The organism is Polynucleobacter sp. 73C-SIWE (assembly GCF_018882465.1).
Lineage (GTDB): Bacteria > Pseudomonadota > Gammaproteobacteria > Burkholderiales > Burkholderiaceae > Polynucleobacter.
In genome coordinates this window covers 392968-410229 of the sequence record NZ_JACVOK010000001.1, presented here as the reverse complement: position 1 = coordinate 410229, position 17262 = coordinate 392968, and the positions used below count along the sequence as shown (strand labels likewise).

Below are 17262 nucleotides of genomic sequence, written 5' to 3'. Positions count from 1 at the left end.
CGAACTGCGCTAATGTTTCTAAATCTGTAGGATTTTTTGGTGCAAGCTTTGCACCTCTACCTCTAAGTCCTGAAGACTTCCTTGGTTTTCAATCACCATATCGGCATGCTTGAGACGTTCTGCTCTGCTGGCTTGAGCCATCAAAATTCTCTCCACATCTTCTCGGGGTAAATTGCTGCGCTGCATCACCCTCTGAATTTGGGTCTCTTCAGGGCAGTCCACTACCACTAGAAGGTCAATGAGAGTCATCCAGGACCCGGACTCGAGTAGTAAGGGCACTACGAAGACCAGGTATTGCACCCCATCTCTCTCTAACTGTGAGGCCTGTCTGATAGTTTCTGTGCGGATCAGCGGGTGAGTGATTGCCTCAAGAGATTTTCTGGCTGCTGGGTCTGTAAAAACCAGAGTGCGCATTTTCTCTCTATCGAGTGAACCATCGGCTGCAATGAAGTCAGAGCCAAAATGTTTCTCAATCGCTGAAATTGCTGCGCCATGAGGCGCTGTGATTTGATGGGCAATCAGATCTGTGTCCACAATACCAGCCCCTAGCTTAGCCAGTAAATCACTCACGGCAGTTTTCCCAGAGCCAATTCCACCGGTCAGGCCAATCAGGGGTATGCGACCCTTGAGTGCGCTTAGCTCAGATTGCTCAGTAGTAGGTTTTGAAGAAGCTGTGGCCATAACAACTCCATGATGCCAGCAAAGATCAGAAAAGGTCCAAAAGGAAAGGCTGAGCCATGATTTTGTTTGTTTAATTTAAGCCAAATCAGGCCACCAATGATTCCAGAGACGGACGCCAGTAATAGGATGTTGGGTAGGGCGACCCAGCCAAGCCAGACTCCTAGAGCAGATAAGAGTTTGGCATCACCCATGCCAATCCCATCTTGTTTCTTAATGTATCGATATAGGCGATTTAAGAGCCAAAGTAGTAAATAGCCCAGTAGTCCACCAAAAATAGACTCTTGAGGGGTAATCAATCTGAGACTTGAGAAACTATTGAAGCAAAGTCCAGCCAAGATGAGGGGAATGGTAATGACATCAGGCAGCCGAAATGTTCGCAAGTCAACATAAGCCAAATAAATCAATATGAGAATTAGAAAAAGCCGAATAAGGTCGATCAGTTCTAGATGGCCCATTACACAATCTGTCCTAGATTAAAGATTGGAAGATATAGGATTATGACAAGACTACCAATCACAATCCCAACAAAAATGATGAGTAAGGGCTCTAAGCTCTGGCTCAAAGTATTTAGGAGATTACTGAGTTGGGAGCCTAGTGCATTCGCTCGTTTACCCAGCATTTGGGGAAGGGATCCACTTTCTGAGGCGATACGCAGTAATTGCCAAGTTTCAATATCAAACAGGACGTGTTTGGGGTCTGCACGAATCAAGGCATCCCCCAGTGGCCAGCCCCGAGTGAGATGTTTGAAGATCTCTGCGCTCAAATCATGACTAAGCCAGTGGTTGGAGGATTGGGCTGTTACGCGCAATGCATCAGGTAGGGCTAAGCCAGAGTCCAATAAATGCCCCAAGGTTCTACACCAGTGGGTGAGGGTTGCTAGGCGAAATAATTGACCCAATATAGGAATGCAAAAACTCAGCTCATCACACCTTTTTTGTAAGCCAGGCAGTTTTAGCCATGCAAATAGAAATAAACCAGTAGTACTGATAAGTAGTGCGGCCATCTCAAAGAAGAAATGTTCAATAACTGTCGATAGTTGAATCAGCGCTTTAGTGGGTGCTGGTAACTCAGCCTGAAAGTGAGCAAAGACATCCTTAAATACTGGTACAACCCAAATCATCATTACTAGAATCAGCAGTAAGGAGCTGACCAGCGTGATAGCGGGGTAGCTCAAGGCCTGCTGGACCTTTCGTCTTAATTCAATTTGTGACTCAAGTTGCCGACAAATAGTTTGTAGCGCTAATTCAATATTGCCGGTGCGCTCACTGACCCGAATGAGATTAATAAATTCTGCAGAAAACCGATTTCGCTCTGCCTGCAAGGCTTGAGAAAAGCTTTCGCCCTGTTTTAATTGGCCGCACAAATGACTTAAGCACCCTTGCCAGTACTTTGGTGCTGATAGCCGAATCAGCTCCATCGCATTGAGTAGCGGAAGGCCAGCAGTTAATAGTGACAAAAGTTGTTGAGCAAAGGTGAGTTGCTCTAGCTTATTTACTGCCATGTACCGACCTCATTCAGTAGATCAGATTCCTTAATCAATCCCGCTTTTACATGGTGAATTCCTGCCTCATGCATGGTGCAGTATTGAAAAGACAGGTCAAATATATGTGCCGCACTTAAAACTTCATGCACCCCAATGCGTCCGTGATACCCAGATCCGTTGCAACTTGCGCATTTATTACCTTTGTTGATGTCCCCACCCGAACATTGCCGACATATCTTGCGAACTAAGCGTTGTGAGCTAACGCTACGCAAACAAGATTCGAGAGCTCCCTGATCAAGTCCTAAGCTCTTTAATCGATTTAATGCCCCTCGAGCATTGCGAGTGTGAAGGGTGCTCAAAACAAGATGGCCAGTTTGTGCCGCTTGAATGGCAAGTTCGGCAGTAGCGCTATCTCGAATTTCACCAATCATGATTACGTCTGGATCTTGACGTAATAGTGCACGGATAATCGTCGGAAAATCTAAACCCGAGCGAGGGTGATACGCCACTTGATTCACTCCTGGTAGGCGAATCTCAATGGGATCCTCTATAGAACAAAGATTGCGATGGCTTTGGTTCAGGGTTCTTAAGCAGCTGTAGAGGGTTCTGGTTTTTCCGCTACCGGTAGGGCCTGTTACCAATATCAAACCATTTACTTGGTTGAGGGCGGTTTTAAATATCTCCAACTGTTCTGGAAGTAAGCCGATTTGTTCAATAGCAAGTTCGTTTATGCAGCTGGGCAAAACCCGGATCGCTGCTTTTTCGCCATATAGAGTCGGCAGGATTGAGACACGGCAGTCGATATTGGGGTTTACAAAATTAAGTCCAATTAAGAGGCGTCCATCTTGAGGAAGACGCTTTTCGGCAATATCCAGTCGTGCCAATATTTTGATGCGAGTAATTAATCGCTCATGGAATTGAATATCAAATTGCGCCTGCACTTGTAGCAAGCCATCCACTCGAATGCGGACTAGAGTACCTTGTGACCCAGCCTCGATATGGATATCACTCGCTCTAGATTGAAGCGCATTGACTGCGATTTCATGCCAGGTGCGAATAATAAGTGAGTCATCATGGGTGCTGCTCAATCTTGCTCTTGATTAAGGGTGGGGCGGTAGAGTTTGACAGTCTTCACGCCCTGATCATCAAACTGCATTATTTCCATTACGATGCCCGCAATTCGAATGCTGACATCATGATCTGGTATCGCCTCAAGCTTCTCAAGAATGAGCCCATTTAAGGTGCGAGGACCATCTAAAGGTAAATTGAGGTTCAGCAAGCGATTTAGGTCCCTAAGTGATGCAGTACCGCTAGCTAAGTAAGTCCCATCAGCCAGCCAATGGGGATCGATTGAGAGATTGGAGAAAGAGGTTGTGAACTCACCAATGAGCTCTTCAACAATGTCTTCAAAGGTTACGAGGCCTAAGACTTCACCATATTCATTTACAACCAGACTTAAGCGCTGTTGGTTATCTTGAAAGAATTGCATCTGCTGTAGCACAGGCGTACCACTGGGAATGAAATAAGGCTCATTCAATAAAGATTGAAAGTCTGCATGTTTTAAGTCTGTATCACCAAGTAGGGACAGTGCCTTCTTGACCGATAAAATACCTACTATGCGGTCAGGATCACCATCGCAGACGGGTAGCTTGTTGTGATAGCAAGTTTCTAATTGTTGAACGACTTCATCAATGGGTCGCGATAGATCTAGAACTTCAATCTTCGATCTTGGAGTCATCACATCATCGACTGTAATATTTTCTAGATTAAAGAGGTTTAGCAAAATATTGCGATGATGGGTTGATACAAAGCGGTTGGACTCTAGAACCAAGCTACGTAACTCCTCTGTGCTCATCGTTCTACTATCTGAAGAGGACTGCAGACCAGAAAACTTCATCAGTCCAGAGACAAAGCTATTAATAAACCACAGCAAGGGTTTTAGTAAAAAAGTCAGCGGCAGAATGAACCAGCCTACTCGAGAAGCGATTTTTTCTGGGAAGGCTGCCCCAATAACCTTCGGGGTAATTTCACTAAAAATAATGATCAGTAAAGCCACTACTAAAGTGGCAATTGAAAGTACGAGACCACTATCTCCAAAGATATGTAAAGCGATGCCCGTCACTAGAATAGGCAGAATGGTATTAATGAGATTATTAGAAATTAAGAGTACTGATAAAAGGGAATCAATACGTTTTAAGAGTCGCTCGGCTAAGGCAGCCCCTGAATTGCCACTAGTTGCCATGGCTCGTAGACGATGGCGATTTGATGAGAGCATGCTAGTTTCGGCCATCGAGAAAAAGCCAGAAAGAGCAAGTAAAAAAAGGACGAGAGCAACTTGCCAGTAAAAAGGCCAATCGTCAAAAAAGGTATCCATGAGGTCTGCCTGCAAAAAAGTAAGGATGAATCAATATAGCAAAGTAGCATTTCACAAGCTATAGATGTGGAAGAAAGGCCTGTCGTCTTTGGCCTCTAATTATGTGAGAATCACCTCCTATGACCTCAGCCAAAAAACAAGTTGTCTCAGATAGTGCTCAATATTGTGTTGTTGCAGCCCCTTTTGGGAGGCTGGGGATTTTGACTGAGCTGGTGGATGGCAGTTTGATGTTGTCCAGAATTGAGTATTTACCAATATCAACAGCTTTAGTAAATCCTAGAAATCAATTGGCAAAAGAGGCAGAAAAGCAGCTTAAAGCGTATTTTCAGAATCCTCATCACCAGTTTGATTTACCCATGAAGCCATCAGGGACCGAACACCAGCAAAGGGTTTGGAAAAGCATTCAGATGATTCCCGTTGGTAAAACCAAAACCTACGGCGAGATTGCAAGCAAAATCAAAAGTGGCCCGCGCGCAGTGGGGACGGCATGCGGTGCCAACCCCTATCCTTTAATTGCACCTTGTCATCGCGTTGTTTCTGCACAAGGTATTGGTGGTTTCATGAAAGAGAACGCGCCAGGTTTGTATCGCCAAATCAAGATGTGGCTTTTGCAGCACGAGGGCGCTCTATAGATTCAAATTACTTTAATGGATTTAGAAAATCGATTAAAGAAAATCCGCATGAGCGCGTCACTTTTTACTGCAAATTTTGTGAAGGTATAAAACGCCATGACTGTTTTTCTAGAAAGCTTCACTTCTTCCTTGTCACTAAATTCCTTTTGTTTGGCAATCTTCGCGAGCGTCATTACCGCTAAGCCAAAAGCCAGGAAACAAAAGCGCCGTATTCCAAGCTCCTCTTTGGGAATGAGAAGTATGTAGTTGAGTGAGTCCTGGAGTTTTTCATCAGCAATTGCTAAGAGTTGCTGCTGACTCATGCCGACTGGCTTCCAAGATACCCCGCGGGCGCGATCTTCAGGTGAATCTTTCAGGATGTTGGTCATTTGTAGGGCTTGACCAAAGGCTATGGCGAGGTCTTCATGGCCCTGAATACGCTTTGCAAATTCAGCGGAGTGCTTACTGAAGATAGTGGTGAGAAGCTCTCCTACAACGCCTGCAACCACATAGCAGTATTTCTCAAATTCCTGCAAATTCTGCAGACCTGCTTGAGTCTGCTTCCCGTGAAAGTAGGACATGCCCTCTGACATGATGGAGACGCAGCGACTCACTGCCACACGATCATCCCTAGAACAAGTATGCAAAATTCTCAAGACGGTGGGGGTATGTGCGATGAGATCTAGCTCATCTTGATTGCCATAATGATTCAGAGCTTCAAGACAGGGCTCTACAAAAAACTCAACGGGCACCTTTTCTAGTACCGCATCTAAAAACAATTGAGAGAGTTTTTGTTTGGTTTGTGGATCTAATTCTGCAGCATCCTCAATAGTGTCAACAATTCGGCACAGTAAATAGGTATTACCCACCACTTTTTCAATGATCGAGGGTAATAGTGGGATTGTCAGAGCAAAGGTGCGGGAGACTGAGCTCAAGATAGCTTTTTGATAAGCCAGGTCAGTGCTAGGGTTCTCGCTTGGGCTCATTTGAAATGAATTCACCCTTGAATTATGTCAGAGTGGGCTTGTGCTATCTGGCGCGCCAAGTTGATACAAATTCCCTTACTAGTAAAAGTGACAAGGTCATATAATTTCACCAAATTCTTCAGGGGGAAATTGGGCGTGCTGATTTGGTTCGTCATCATCTACTGGGTGGTGTCTGTGGGTATTGGCCTATGGGCTGCGCTGCGCGTAAAAAATACAGCTGACTTTGCTGCTGCCGGTCATAGCCTCCCCTTGCCAATTGTTACAGCCACGGTATTTGCTACCTGGTTTGGTTCCGAAACAGTTTTGGGTATTCCGGCTACTTTTCTGAAGGAAGGTTTAGGCGGAGTGGTCTCTGATCCCTTTGGTTCTTCCTTGTGTTTAATTTTAGTCGGCCTATTTTTTGCGCGCCATCTCTATAACCGCCGCATGTTAACGATTGGCGACTTCTTCCGTGAAAAATATGGGCGTACGGTTGAGGTCTTGGTAACTCTTTGTATTGTTGTTTCCTATTTGGGCTGGGTTGCCGCGCAGATTAAAGCCCTTGGTTTAGTTTTCAATGTGGTGTCAGAGGGCAGCATTTCTCAAACAGGTGGCATGTTGATTGGGGCTGGCAGTGTCTTGATTTACACCTTGTTCGGAGGTATGTGGTCTGTAGCGATCACGGATTTCATTCAGATGATCATCATAGTGATCGGCATGTTGTATATCGGCGGCGAAATGACCACGCAAACTGGTGGAATTGCCGTAGTGCTTGAGCATGCAGCCGCCGCCGGGCAATTTAGTAATTTTTGGCCGGACATGAATCTTGCCTCTATCTTGGGATTTGTTGCCGCTCTCTGCACCATGATGTTAGGTTCAATCCCTCAGCAGGATGTCTTCCAACGCATTACCTCTTCGAAGAATGTCAATATTGCTGTGCAAGCAGCGATCTTGGGTGGAGTGCTGTACTTTATTTTCGCTTTCGTACCAATGTATTTGGCTTACTCAGCAACCTTAATTAGTCCAGACTTAGTCAAGGAGTATCTTGACAATGACCCGCAAATGATTTTGCCTAAACTCATCATGAACCATGCACCGATCATTGCGCAGATAATGTTCTTTGGCGCCTTACTCTCAGCTATTAAGAGTTGTGCAAGCGCTACCTTGCTTGCGCCTTCAGTTACATTTGCGGAAAACATTGTGAGAGGATTTTTTAAGCATCTTTCAGATCAAGACTTACTCAAAATTATGCGCATCACAGTATTGTGTTTTGCGGTAGTTGTTACTTTCTTTGCAATCAATTCTGAGCTCTCTATTTTTAAGATGGTCGAGAGTGCTTATAAGGTGACCTTGGTTGCCGCATTTGTACCTTTAGCGTTTGGGGTGTACTGGTCAAGAGCCAACTCCTTAGGCGGCTTACTCTCAGTGGTCTGCGGCCTTACTATTTGGATTAGTTGTGAAATTCTGGCTCCAAAGGCTATTTTGCCGCCTCAATTAGCGGGCTTATTTGCAAGTATTGCCGGTATGATTTTGGGCAGTCTAGTGTCAAAAGACCTTTTAAAAGCAGTTTAGCCCATTACTTGCTTAAAAATTAGGCAATTAATATTGTTGCACCGCAACAAGTTTTCATCTAAAGTTCTCATCTAATATTGCACTAATACAAATATTTTTATTCTGATGGGGTTCCTATGAAAATCTGTGTAATCGGAGGGGGCGGTGCTATTGGCGGCTACCTAGCTGTCATGCTGGCGCGAGCGGGCAATGACGTAACTGTTGTTGCGCGTGGCGCAACTTTAGCTGCAATTAAAGAGCGTGGTTTGGCATTAATCATGGATGACCAACCTGAGCCACTAGTAGCCGAAGTCAAAGCAGTTGAAAAAATTACAGATGCTGAAGCTCCAGATGTCGTGATCCTGGCAGTCAAGGCGCATCAAGTTGAGCCAATCATCGATGACTTGGCCGCCATCATGGGCCCAGAAACTATTTTGATCCCTATGCAAAATGGTATTCCTTGGTGGTATTTCCAAAAGCTCGGTGGCGAGTATCAAGATCACTCGGTTGAGACAGTTGACGCTGGCGGCGTTGCGAAAAAAACAATCAACCCAAACAATATTATTGGGTGCGTTGTTTACCCAGCAACCTTTACTCAAGCTCCTGGTGTGATCCGTCACGTAGAAGGAAATCGCTTCCCGTTGGGTGAGTTAGATGGTAAGTCTACTGATCGTATTCAGAAGATGTCTGAGATGATGAGTGCAGCCAGCTTTAAATCACCAATCCTTGACGATATTCGCTCTGAGATTTGGCTCAAGCTTTGGGGTAATATGACTTTTAATCCAATTAGCTCTTTGACTCATGGAACCTTGGAAGGCATTTGCCAATACCCATTAACCAAAGAGTTAGCGCGCAATATGATGGCGGAAGCCCAAACTATTGCTGAAAAGCTTGGTGTTACTTTCCGAGTTGATATTGAGCGTCGTATTGCGGGCGCTGAAAAAGTCGGTAAACACAAGACTTCGATGTTGCAGGACTTAGAGGCTGGCCGTAGTTTAGAGATCGATGCACTCTTAGGCTCTGTAATCGAGCTTGGCAAAATTACCCAAACACCTACACCTTGCTTAAATACAGTCTTTGCTTTAACAAAGTATTTGGATGAGAACGTTCAAGCTTCCAAAGGTAGCTTGGCGCTACCATCTGTTTCAGGTTACTAAAATTTTTTAGTATTAAAAAACCCTTGCTACTCAACATAGCAAGGGTTTTTGTTTTGGAGCGGTAGATTTACTCGAAGCGATTATCTAATCGACCAACACCATCAATAATGATGCTGACGTTACTGCCAGGCTTCATGGAGCCAACGCCTACTGAAGTGCCGCAGGCAATAATGTCGCCCGGCTCTAAAGGAGCGTCTTGTGAGATCAAGCTAACTAATTTTGCTGGTGCAAAAATCATATCTGCTATTGGATAGTTTTGACGCTCTTGATCATTGAGAATGGTTTTGATGGTCAATTTACTTGGATCTACATCGGTAGCGATATAAGGACCAAAGACACCGAAAGTATTAAAGCTCTTAGAGCGAGTCCACTGTGCATAACCAGGATCTCGATTAAGAATCTCAATGGCGGTCACATCATTAATGCAGGTATAGCCAAAGATTGCTTTTGCTGCTTGGGCTTCGTCACCCTCATGAATAGGTTTGCCAATGACGATTCCCAGCTCGCCTTCATAAACTACTTTGCCAGAGTAGGACTTAGGAGTGCGAATAACTTGATTGGCAGCTAAAAAGGAGTTATTTCCTTTGAGAAAGTACAAAGGTTCAGCGGGCACCGCATGCTCTAATTTAGTAACCAGCGCATGGAAGTTATCAACCATTGCTACCATTTTGGATGGGGTGCATGGGATATCAATCGTGACATCTGCCAATTTGAGCGTTTCCCCAGTGGGTTTTGGATCTTGAAATAAGTCTCCTGAGTACACAGTGATTTGCTCGCCTTGTACCTGTCCTAAACCACTTTTCCCTTGATGCTGAAATCTAAGCCATTGAGCCATAATGAGTTCCTGTGAAGTAAACATTTAACAAGCAATATCTTACAGGGATGTATTGATGTCCAAAACCGCCGAACTCGTTTTTGCGCCAGCATCGGACCAGCCTGTTCGCTATATCGAGCGTACTCGCAGTTATTACCTAGGGTTGGGTTATGAAAATCCCTATGTTTGGGCTCATTACATTGAGACCCCGTTTAATTCACTACAAAAGCCGCTGAATCAATCCGTATTGGGGTTGATTACTACAGCAGTTCCTTTTGATCCCAGCAAGGGGCCGCAGGGGCCTGGCGCCTCCTACAACGCCGCTGCTAAGTTTTATCAGCCTTATCAAAAACCAACGAATACCGATTTTGATTTAAGAATTGCTCACGTGGGCATAGATCGTAAAAATGCCAATATGGAAGATAGCAATTGTTGGTTTCCATTAGAGGCGGCCAAACAAGCGGTGCAGTCCAAGAGAGTGAAGGCTTTATCACCTCATTTTTATGGTTTGCCAACCAATCGCAGTCAGCGCCATACTTTAGAGGTAGATGCACCACTCATTCTAAAAATGCTGCAAGCTGACAAAGTCGATGTTGCAGTCTTAATTCCGAATTGCCCCATATGTCATCAGAGCCAAAGTTTGTTAGCGCGGTATTTAGAGGCAAATGGGATTGCTACTGTTGTGATGGGTGCTGCAAAGGATATTGTTGAATATTGTGGCGTACCGAGATTTCTATTTAGTGATTTTCCGCTTGGCAATGCAGCAGCAAGACCTGATGATCCTGGCTCCCGAGCACTTAACTTTGAATTAGCCTTAAGTCTTTTAGAGGGTGCTCCTGCTGCGCGAACGACAGTGCAATCCCCCTTGATTTGGTCTACTGATCCGAGTTGGAAATTAGATTATTCAAATCTAGAAAAATTATCCTCAGAGGAGGCTTCGCGCTTAAGAGAAGAGGCAGAGAAGGTGCGCATTACCGCACGTGAGCTAAGAATGAAAAGCGTTGGGAGTTAATTATTAAGTCTGGCGTGCGAGAGAGTATTCGCATAAGGCACACAATGCTGATGTTGCCTCATTGGCTGGGAAGTCTGTAATGCATGCTAAAGCCAGGTCTGCTTCACGTTTAGCGGCAGCTTGGGTGTAATCCAGGGCGCCGGATGTTTGTACGGCATTTAAAATTTGTGCAAATACATCTTCTGGTAGATCTTGATTTTGTTCAATGGCAGCGCGCACTAAAAGACGCTCTTCATTGCTGCCATTTTCTAGTAAGTAAATTAGGGGTAGCGTTGGCTTACCTTCACGCAAATCATCACCAGCATTTTTACCCATCTGCGCAGCATTAGCTGTGTAATCCAAGAGATCATCCATCAGTTGGAACGCAGTACCAATATGTCGACCAAACGCAGCCGCCTGCTCTCGCTGAATATCTGTTGCGTTCGCCAGGATTGCACCTAACTCAGTAGAAGCTTCAAATAATTTTGCGGTTTTGTAACGAATGACTTGCAAGTAGCTTGCTTCGTCTACTTCAGGGTCATTCATATTCAGTAGCTGAAGCACTTCACCTTCGGCGATCGTATTGGTGGCATCCGACAGGATCTGCATTACCCGTAAGTCATTTGGGCCAATCATCATTTGGAAGGCTCGGGAATAGAGGAAATCGCCCACCAAAACGCTGGCTGCATTGCCAAAAGCAGCATTTGCGGTTTCTCGGCCTCTCCTTAAGGTCGATTCATCTACAACATCGTCATGAAGGAGGGTGGCAGTATGGATAAATTCCACTACGGCAGCCATTTCTAGGGTGTGTGGGGTTTCTTTCGCAGTAGCAAGTGCCTTGGCTACCAGCATCAATAGGGCTGGCCGAACCCGTTTTCCACCCGCCTGGATGATATATGTGGAAATTTGGTCAATTAAGGCGACTTTTGAGGCTAAACGCTGACGAATTACTCCATCTAAGGCCTTGAAATCTAAGGCAATTGGGGCCAGGATCTGGCTTAAGTCAATGATTTTGACAGTGCTCGTCATGCAATATATAATAATGGGCTTAGCTTATCCAGGGTGGATTAGCTTAAATGTAGATATTAATTGAGGTTTCAAACCATGTACGCGGTCATAAAAACCGGTGGCAAACAGTATAAAGTTGCTGCAGGCGAAAAATTGAAAATAGAACAGATACCAGCGGAAATCGGCAGCGAAATCACTCTTGACCAAGTCCTCGCCGTTGGCGAAGGCGCTTCACTGAAATTAGGTGATCCATTGGTTAATGGTGCAGCTGTGATGGCCACTGTCGTCTCCCAGGGACGTCACGATAAAGTGACAATCTTTAAGATGCGCCGTCGCAAGCATTATCAAAAGCACCAAGGCCATCGTCAGAATTTCACTGAAATTTTGATCAACACGATTAAAGCCTAATTCAGGGTAGGAGAAAGATATGGCACAGAAAAAAGGCGGCGGCTCAACACGAAATGGTCGCGACTCAGAATCGAAACGCTTAGGCGTGAAGGTATTTGGCGGCGAGCAGATTAATGCTGGCAGCATCATCATTCGTCAACGTGGCACACGTGTTCATCCAGGTGCTAACGTTGGCATTGGTAAAGATCACACTTTGTTTGCCTTAATTGACGGACAAGTGGAATTCGGCGTTAAGGGTGCTTTGAAGAAGGCCCAAGTTTCAGTCTTGCCTCGTTCATAAGGCGCCTGACTGAGACTCGTTTGATTCAGATTTATTCCGAATTTAACTCTTAGGAACAGGCCTCGCTAAGCGAGGCCTTTTTTATTCATGAAATTTATAGACGAAGCGCGTATTGAAGTCATAGCCGGCCAGGGTGGCGCCGGGAGTGCTTCTATGCGCCGTGAAAAGTTCATTGAATTTGGTGGGCCAGATGGTGGTGATGGCGGCAAGGGTGGAAGCGTATGGGCTGTAGCTGATCGCAACATCAATACCCTGATTGATTACCGCTACGCTAAAACGCATACCGCAAAAAATGGTGAACCTGGCCGTGGCGCTGATTGTTATGGCCGCGCAGGTGACGATATTGAATTACGTATGCCAGTTGGCACCATCATTGCGGATTACGAAACTGGTGAGCCGATTGCTGACTTAACAACACATGGTGAACGCCTTTGCCTTGCCCAAGGCGGCGTTGGTGGTTGGGGCAATATTCACTTTAAGAGCAGCACCAATAGGGCGCCACGTCAGAAGACCAATGGCAAGCCAGGTGAGCGTCGTAAATTGAAATTGGAATTAAAGGTGTTGGCTGACGTTGGTTTACTTGGCATGCCGAATGCTGGTAAATCTACTTTGATTACGGCTGTCTCTAATGCTCGTCCAAAGATTGCGGATTACCCATTTACTACTTTGCATCCTAATTTGGGGGTAGTACGCGTGGGGAATGAACGCAGCTTTGTGATTGCAGATATTCCAGGATTAATTGAGGGTGCTGCTGAAGGCGCTGGCCTGGGTCATCGCTTTTTGCGTCATCTTCAGCGTACAGGCGTTCTATTGCATTTAGTTGATCTTGCTCCTTTTGATGAAAATGTTGATCCTGTGGCTGATGCAAATGCGATTGTGAATGAGTTGCGCAAATATGATGAAGCTTTGGTGGAAAAGCCACGCTGGTTAGTGCTAAATAAAGTGGATATGATTCCTGAAGAGGATCGCAATAAAGTAGTTGCAGATTTTGTGAAAAAATTTAAGTGGAAGGGTCCTATGTTTGAGATCTCCGCTCTCACTGGACTTGGCTGCGATAAGCTTTGTTATGCCTTGCAGGACTACTTAGATTCTGTTCGACGTGATCGTGATGAGCAAGATGAGCGTGCCCAAGATCCTCGCTATAAAGATCAGCTAGAAGATAAAAAACCCGATTAAAGTATTCATTCAAATTTCACAGTTGTTATGAACGCCAAACAAACTAAACGCATTGTTGTCAAAGTAGGATCTAGTCTTGTCACCAATAATGGTGAGGGTCTAGACCATGCTGCAATTGGTATGTGGGCCGAGCAAATGGCAGCATTATTAAAGTCTGGCCATGAGGTATTGATGGTGAGCTCGGGGGCAATTGCTGAAGGTATGCAGCGTTTAGGTTGGGCTAAGCGCCCACAAGAAATTCACCAACTTCAGGCCGCAGCTGCAGTTGGTCAAATGGGTCTAGTACAGGTTTATGAGAGTTGTTTTGCACGCTTTAATTTACGCAGTGCCCAGATTTTATTAACCAATGCTGATTTGGCAAACCCAGAGCGTAACGCAAATGCTAAGGCAACCTTAGAGACTTTACTAAAGCTGGGCGTTGTTCCAATCATCAATGAAAATGACACCGTGGTCACAGATGAAATTAAGTTTGGCGATAACGATAGCCTGGCTGCTCTGGTGACGAACTTGGTTCACGCAGATCTTTTAGTGATTTTGACTGATCAGGGTGGTTTATTTACTGCTGATCCTCGTCAAAATGCCGATGCAACTCTGCTCAGCGATGCTATTGCGGGTGACCCTGCTTTAGAGAAGATGGCTGGTGGTGCAGCTAGCGAATTGAGTAAAGGCGGTATGTTGACAAAAGTATTGGCTGCAAAGATTGCTGTCCAAACAGGAGCATCTACTGTGATTGCTTCTGGTCGAGAACCTAATGTGCTCACTCGTCTCTTATCAGGCGAGAAAATTGGCACCTGTTTGAGCCCTAAGCTGCATTAATTGTCTTTAGAACGCAGGGGCTGGGAGATCTCCAGTAAAAGCTCTGGGATTTAGGCTCTGCAGTACGTTCTTAAGACTCGTTTCTTGAGAATTCAAATTACAAAACGCACCCTGCGCTAATGCTGCTTGATAACGATTTGGGATATTGGATTTGATGGCAGCCCATGATCCTAGAGGATTTTCATTCCACTTGTTGTTATCGAATGTTCCATACAGGCGCCACTGAAAAGTGTCGCAACGAATACCTTCATATTGAACCTGCTCCCCGCCGCTGGGATTGGTAATGACAACTATGTAGCGTGTAACACCATCTTTTCCAACCAAAATAGAGTTTGTATCTACTGCAAACTTAAAGATCGTAGTTTGGGAAGTATAAAAAGGCTGCAGTGTGGATTTATTGGGTGGATTTAAAGGCATGGTAGTTGTACCCTCCTTAAATGCCATCGGAGCAAATGGGTCAAGGCCGCTTTGCAAGGGATCGGCTGCACAAGCCATTAAGCTAGCTCCAATTGAAATGCTAATCGCGTAGGCACTGATTTTGCGGTACTTAGCATTCATTTTTCTTTATCCGATTTAGTAGATGGTTTGTGTTGATCATCATGGCCAGCATAAAAAGACTGTATGAGATCGAGTGGGGTGCCCCAAGCGAGCTGCTGCATTCTGATCCCTCTAGACAGGTAACGAGCTAGCTCCGAAAGTGCTAATTCATAAACCTCTCGCTTGAAATCAATCACTGTATCTAGTTGGATCCAAAAAGGGACCCAGCGCCAAGCATCAAATTCGGGGTGGTCTGAGGCCCGCAGTTGAATATCGCTATCTAAGCCAACTAGGCGCAGAAGAAACCAAATTTGTTTTTGGCCGCGATAGGCGGTACGGTGGACGCGAGTGGCGTGTTGACGGCGCAAGTATTCCTCAGGGACGTCATAGCGAAGCCAGTCCCTAGTTCGTCCAATAATTTGGACATGCTCCGGCAGCAAGCCAACTTCCTCATGCAATTCGCGATACATGGCCTGCTCAGGGCTTTCACCATGCTGAATCCCACCCTGCGGGAACTGCCACGAATGCTGCCCAACGCGTTTTCCCCAGAAAACCTCGTTACGGCCATTAAGGAGGACAATGCCGACATTGGGGCGATACCCTTCACGGTCAAGCATGATCGTGCCTCAAATCCTTTAAAATCAATGATTTGATTATATCCATACATGAAAGCATCACAATCATTTCTCGCCACGCTAAAAGAAGCGCCTTCTGACGCTGAGGTGGTTTCGCACAAACTGATGGTGCGGGCAGGTTTAATTCGCAAGCTTAGCGCTGGCGTTTATAACTATTTGCCACTCGGCTTAAAAGTGATTCGTAAAGTCGAAAACATCATTCGCGAAGAAATGAATCGTGCCGGTGCAATTGAATTGCTGATGCCGATGATTCAGCCTGCTGAACTATGGCAAGAGACTGGCCGCTGGGAAAAGATGGGCCCTGAATTACTGCGCATTAAAGATCGTCACGACAGAGATTTTTTGATTCAGCCAACTTCTGAAGAAGTGATTACTGATTTAGCTCGCAATGAAATTAAGAGTTACAAACAACTGCCGGTGAATTTTTATCAGATTCAAACTAAATTCCGCGATGAGCGCCGCCCGCGTTTTGGAATCATGCGTGGTCGTGAGTTTAGTATGAAAGATGCTTACTCATTTGATCGCGATTCTGAAGGCTTAAAGAAGTCTTATCAAATAATGTTTGATGCTTATACGCGTATCTTCAAGCGTATGGGTCTCAAGTTCCGTGCAGTCACTGCTGACAACGGCGCCATTGGCGGATCAGGTAGTCAAGAATTCCATGTGATTGCGGATACTGGCGAAGATGCTATTGTCTACTGCCCAAATTCTGAGTACGCAGCAAATCTAGAGGCGGCAGAATCTCTTGCATTGATAGCAGCAAGGGTTACAGCAAGCGCCACAATGACTAAGGTTCCGACGCCTGATAAGACAAGCTGCACAGAGGTTGCTCAATTCTTAAATATCCCACTAGAAAAAACGGTAAAGACATTATTGTTTGCTGCTGACCAAGAAAAAGGGCCAGCTAAACTCTTCATGTTGTTAGTTCGTGGTGATCATGATTTGAATGAAGTGAAGGCCAGCAAGATTCCAGGTATGGCCGAGTCACGCTTTGCTTCTGAGGCTGAGATTAAGCAAGTATGTAATGCGCCTGCAGGCTATTTAGGCCCTGTCGGAGTAAGCGCTGATGTGACTGTTGTAGCAGATCGTACCGTTGCCAATATGTCCGATTTTGTATGTGGTGCTAATGATGCCGGTCACCACTTGACAGGTGTGAACTGGGGCCGTGACTTACCAGAGCCACTCATTTTGGATATTCGTAATGCAGTGATTGGCGATCCTTCTCCAGATGGCAAAGGTGTTGTAGATATTTGCCGCGGTATTGAAGTGGGTCACGTCTTCCAATTGGGTACACGTTATTCAGAAGCAATGGGCTGCACCTACCTTGATCAACAAGGTAAAGCGCAACCTATGGTGATGGGTTGCTACGGCATTGGTGTCACTCGTTTGTTGGGTGCCGCCATTGAACAAGGTCATGATGACCGCGGCATTATTTGGCCTATCTCGATGGCGCCATTTGAAGTGGTCATTTGCCCAATGGGTTACGACAAATCTGAGGCAGTGAAGGCTGCCTGTGATCGATTACATGATGACTTACTTGCTGCTGGGATTGATGTGATCTTGGATGATCGCAACGAGCGTCCAGGTGCCATGTTTGCTGACTGGGAGCTGATTGGTGCACCATTCCGCGTGGTGATTGGTGACCGCGGTTTAGCGAATGCTGAAGTGGAATTTAAAGGCCGCACTGATGCGGAATCCCAAAACATTCCGCTAACGGAGATCAAAGCAAAAGTGATTGCTGCTGTTCTAGCAGCGAAGAACTCAATTCAATAAGT

18 protein-coding genes and 1 pseudogene are annotated in these 17262 nt (G+C 45.4%); 9 read left to right on the top strand and 10 right to left on the bottom strand.

Annotation, left to right across the window (positions count from 1 at the left end):
* Window positions 1–18: 18 nt before the first annotated feature.
* From coaE to ICN17_RS02090, 5 genes are read right to left on the bottom strand one after another with little or no spacing between them, the layout of a single operon-like run.
* Complete coding sequence (gene coaE, locus ICN17_RS02110; protein WP_216861787.1) at window positions 19–681, bottom strand: dephospho-CoA kinase; 663 nt, start codon at window positions 679–681, stop codon at window positions 19–21.
* Entirely contained in the window at window positions 636–1136 is a 501-nt protein-coding gene (locus ICN17_RS02105; protein WP_216235975.1) for an A24 family peptidase, read from the bottom strand. Before ICN17_RS02105 ends, coaE begins: the two co-directional genes overlap by 46 nt.
* Complete coding sequence (locus tag ICN17_RS02100) at window positions 1136–2182, bottom strand: type II secretion system F family protein (RefSeq protein WP_216235974.1); 1047 nt, start codon at window positions 2180–2182, stop codon at window positions 1136–1138. The genes ICN17_RS02105 and ICN17_RS02100 overlap by 1 nt, the downstream gene beginning before the upstream one ends.
* Entirely contained in the window at window positions 2173–3252 is a 1080-nt protein-coding gene (locus ICN17_RS02095) for a GspE/PulE family protein (protein WP_216235973.1), read from the bottom strand. The genes ICN17_RS02100 and ICN17_RS02095 overlap by 10 nt, the downstream gene beginning before the upstream one ends.
* Window positions 3249–4538, bottom strand: a complete 1290-nt coding sequence (locus tag ICN17_RS02090; RefSeq protein WP_216235972.1) for an HlyC/CorC family transporter — start codon at window positions 4536–4538, stop codon at window positions 3249–3251. Before ICN17_RS02090 ends, ICN17_RS02095 begins: the two co-directional genes overlap by 4 nt.
* Window positions 4539–4657: 119 nt before the next feature.
* Between ICN17_RS02090 and ICN17_RS02085 the strand changes: the two genes are divergently transcribed.
* Entirely contained in the window at window positions 4658–5170 is a 513-nt protein-coding gene (locus tag ICN17_RS02085; protein WP_216235971.1) for a methylated-DNA--[protein]-cysteine S-methyltransferase, read from the top strand.
* 2 nt (window positions 5171–5172) lie between these two features.
* Here the strand turns inward: ICN17_RS02085 and ICN17_RS02080 are convergent, their stop codons facing one another.
* The gene (locus ICN17_RS02080; protein WP_370625935.1) at window positions 5173–6150 is read right to left on the bottom strand and encodes a squalene/phytoene synthase family protein; all 978 of its coding nucleotides are present in this window, start codon (window positions 6148–6150) and stop codon (window positions 5173–5175) included.
* Between the two features lie 120 nt (window positions 6151–6270).
* On the opposite strand from ICN17_RS02080, the gene ICN17_RS02075 reads away from it, so the two are divergent.
* Together ICN17_RS02075 and ICN17_RS02070 are read left to right on the top strand one after the other, a co-directional pair.
* The gene (locus ICN17_RS02075) at window positions 6271–7686 is read left to right on the top strand and encodes a sodium:solute symporter family protein (protein ID WP_216235970.1); all 1416 of its coding nucleotides are present in this window, start codon (window positions 6271–6273) and stop codon (window positions 7684–7686) included.
* Between the two features lie 116 nt (window positions 7687–7802).
* On the top strand, window positions 7803–8822 hold the full coding sequence (locus tag ICN17_RS02070) for a 2-dehydropantoate 2-reductase (protein ID WP_216235969.1): 1020 nt from the start codon (window positions 7803–7805) through the stop codon (window positions 8820–8822).
* 67 nt (window positions 8823–8889) lie between these two features.
* Here ICN17_RS02070 and ICN17_RS02065 read toward each other — a convergent pair whose 3' ends face one another.
* Window positions 8890–9657, bottom strand: a complete 768-nt coding sequence (locus ICN17_RS02065; RefSeq protein ID WP_216236626.1) for a fumarylacetoacetate hydrolase family protein — start codon at window positions 9655–9657, stop codon at window positions 8890–8892.
* A 55-nt stretch (window positions 9658–9712) separates the two neighbouring features.
* Between ICN17_RS02065 and ICN17_RS02060 the strand changes: the two genes are divergently transcribed.
* Complete coding sequence (locus ICN17_RS02060) at window positions 9713–10648, top strand: hypothetical protein (protein ID WP_216235968.1); 936 nt, start codon at window positions 9713–9715, stop codon at window positions 10646–10648.
* A 3-nt stretch (window positions 10649–10651) separates the two neighbouring features.
* Here ICN17_RS02060 and ICN17_RS02055 read toward each other — a convergent pair whose 3' ends face one another.
* On the bottom strand, window positions 10652–11656 hold the full coding sequence (locus ICN17_RS02055) for a polyprenyl synthetase family protein (RefSeq protein ID WP_216235967.1): 1005 nt from the start codon (window positions 11654–11656) through the stop codon (window positions 10652–10654).
* A 75-nt stretch (window positions 11657–11731) separates the two neighbouring features.
* On the opposite strand from ICN17_RS02055, the gene rplU reads away from it, so the two are divergent.
* The 4 genes and pseudogenes from rplU to proB all read left to right on the top strand — a co-directional run.
* Window positions 11732–12043, top strand: coding sequence for a 50S ribosomal protein L21 (gene rplU / locus ICN17_RS02050; protein WP_011902040.1), 312 nt, complete (start codon window positions 11732–11734; stop codon window positions 12041–12043).
* Window positions 12044–12062: 19 nt separating this feature from the next.
* Window positions 12063–12323 (top strand): 50S ribosomal protein L27, encoded by a 261-nt coding sequence (gene rpmA, locus ICN17_RS02045; RefSeq protein WP_087908492.1) that lies wholly within the window; start codon window positions 12063–12065, stop codon window positions 12321–12323.
* Window positions 12324–12410: 87 nt separating this feature from the next.
* Window positions 12411–13499: an Obg family GTPase CgtA gene (cgtA, locus tag ICN17_RS02040; RefSeq protein WP_216235966.1), complete on the top strand. Its 1089-nt coding sequence runs from the start codon at window positions 12411–12413 to the stop codon at window positions 13497–13499.
* Window positions 13500–13526: 27 nt separating this feature from the next.
* Window positions 13527–14297: pseudogene (gene proB, locus ICN17_RS02035) on the top strand (glutamate 5-kinase); the annotation flags it as partial.
* A 24-nt stretch (window positions 14298–14321) separates the two neighbouring features.
* Here proB and ICN17_RS02030 read toward each other — a convergent pair.
* Both ICN17_RS02030 and ICN17_RS02025 read right to left on the bottom strand, forming a co-directional pair.
* Window positions 14322–14873, bottom strand: coding sequence for a CNP1-like family protein (locus ICN17_RS02030; protein ID WP_216235964.1), 552 nt, complete (start codon window positions 14871–14873; stop codon window positions 14322–14324).
* Window positions 14870–15469: an RNA pyrophosphohydrolase gene (locus ICN17_RS02025; RefSeq protein ID WP_087908496.1), complete on the bottom strand. Its 600-nt coding sequence runs from the start codon at window positions 15467–15469 to the stop codon at window positions 14870–14872. Before ICN17_RS02025 ends, ICN17_RS02030 begins: the two co-directional genes overlap by 4 nt.
* 48 nt (window positions 15470–15517) lie before the next feature.
* Here ICN17_RS02025 and ICN17_RS02020 point away from each other — a divergent pair, with 48 nt between their 5' ends.
* Window positions 15518–17260, top strand: a complete 1743-nt coding sequence (locus tag ICN17_RS02020; RefSeq protein WP_216235963.1) for a proline--tRNA ligase — start codon at window positions 15518–15520, stop codon at window positions 17258–17260.
* Window positions 17261–17262 lie beyond the last annotated feature (2 nt).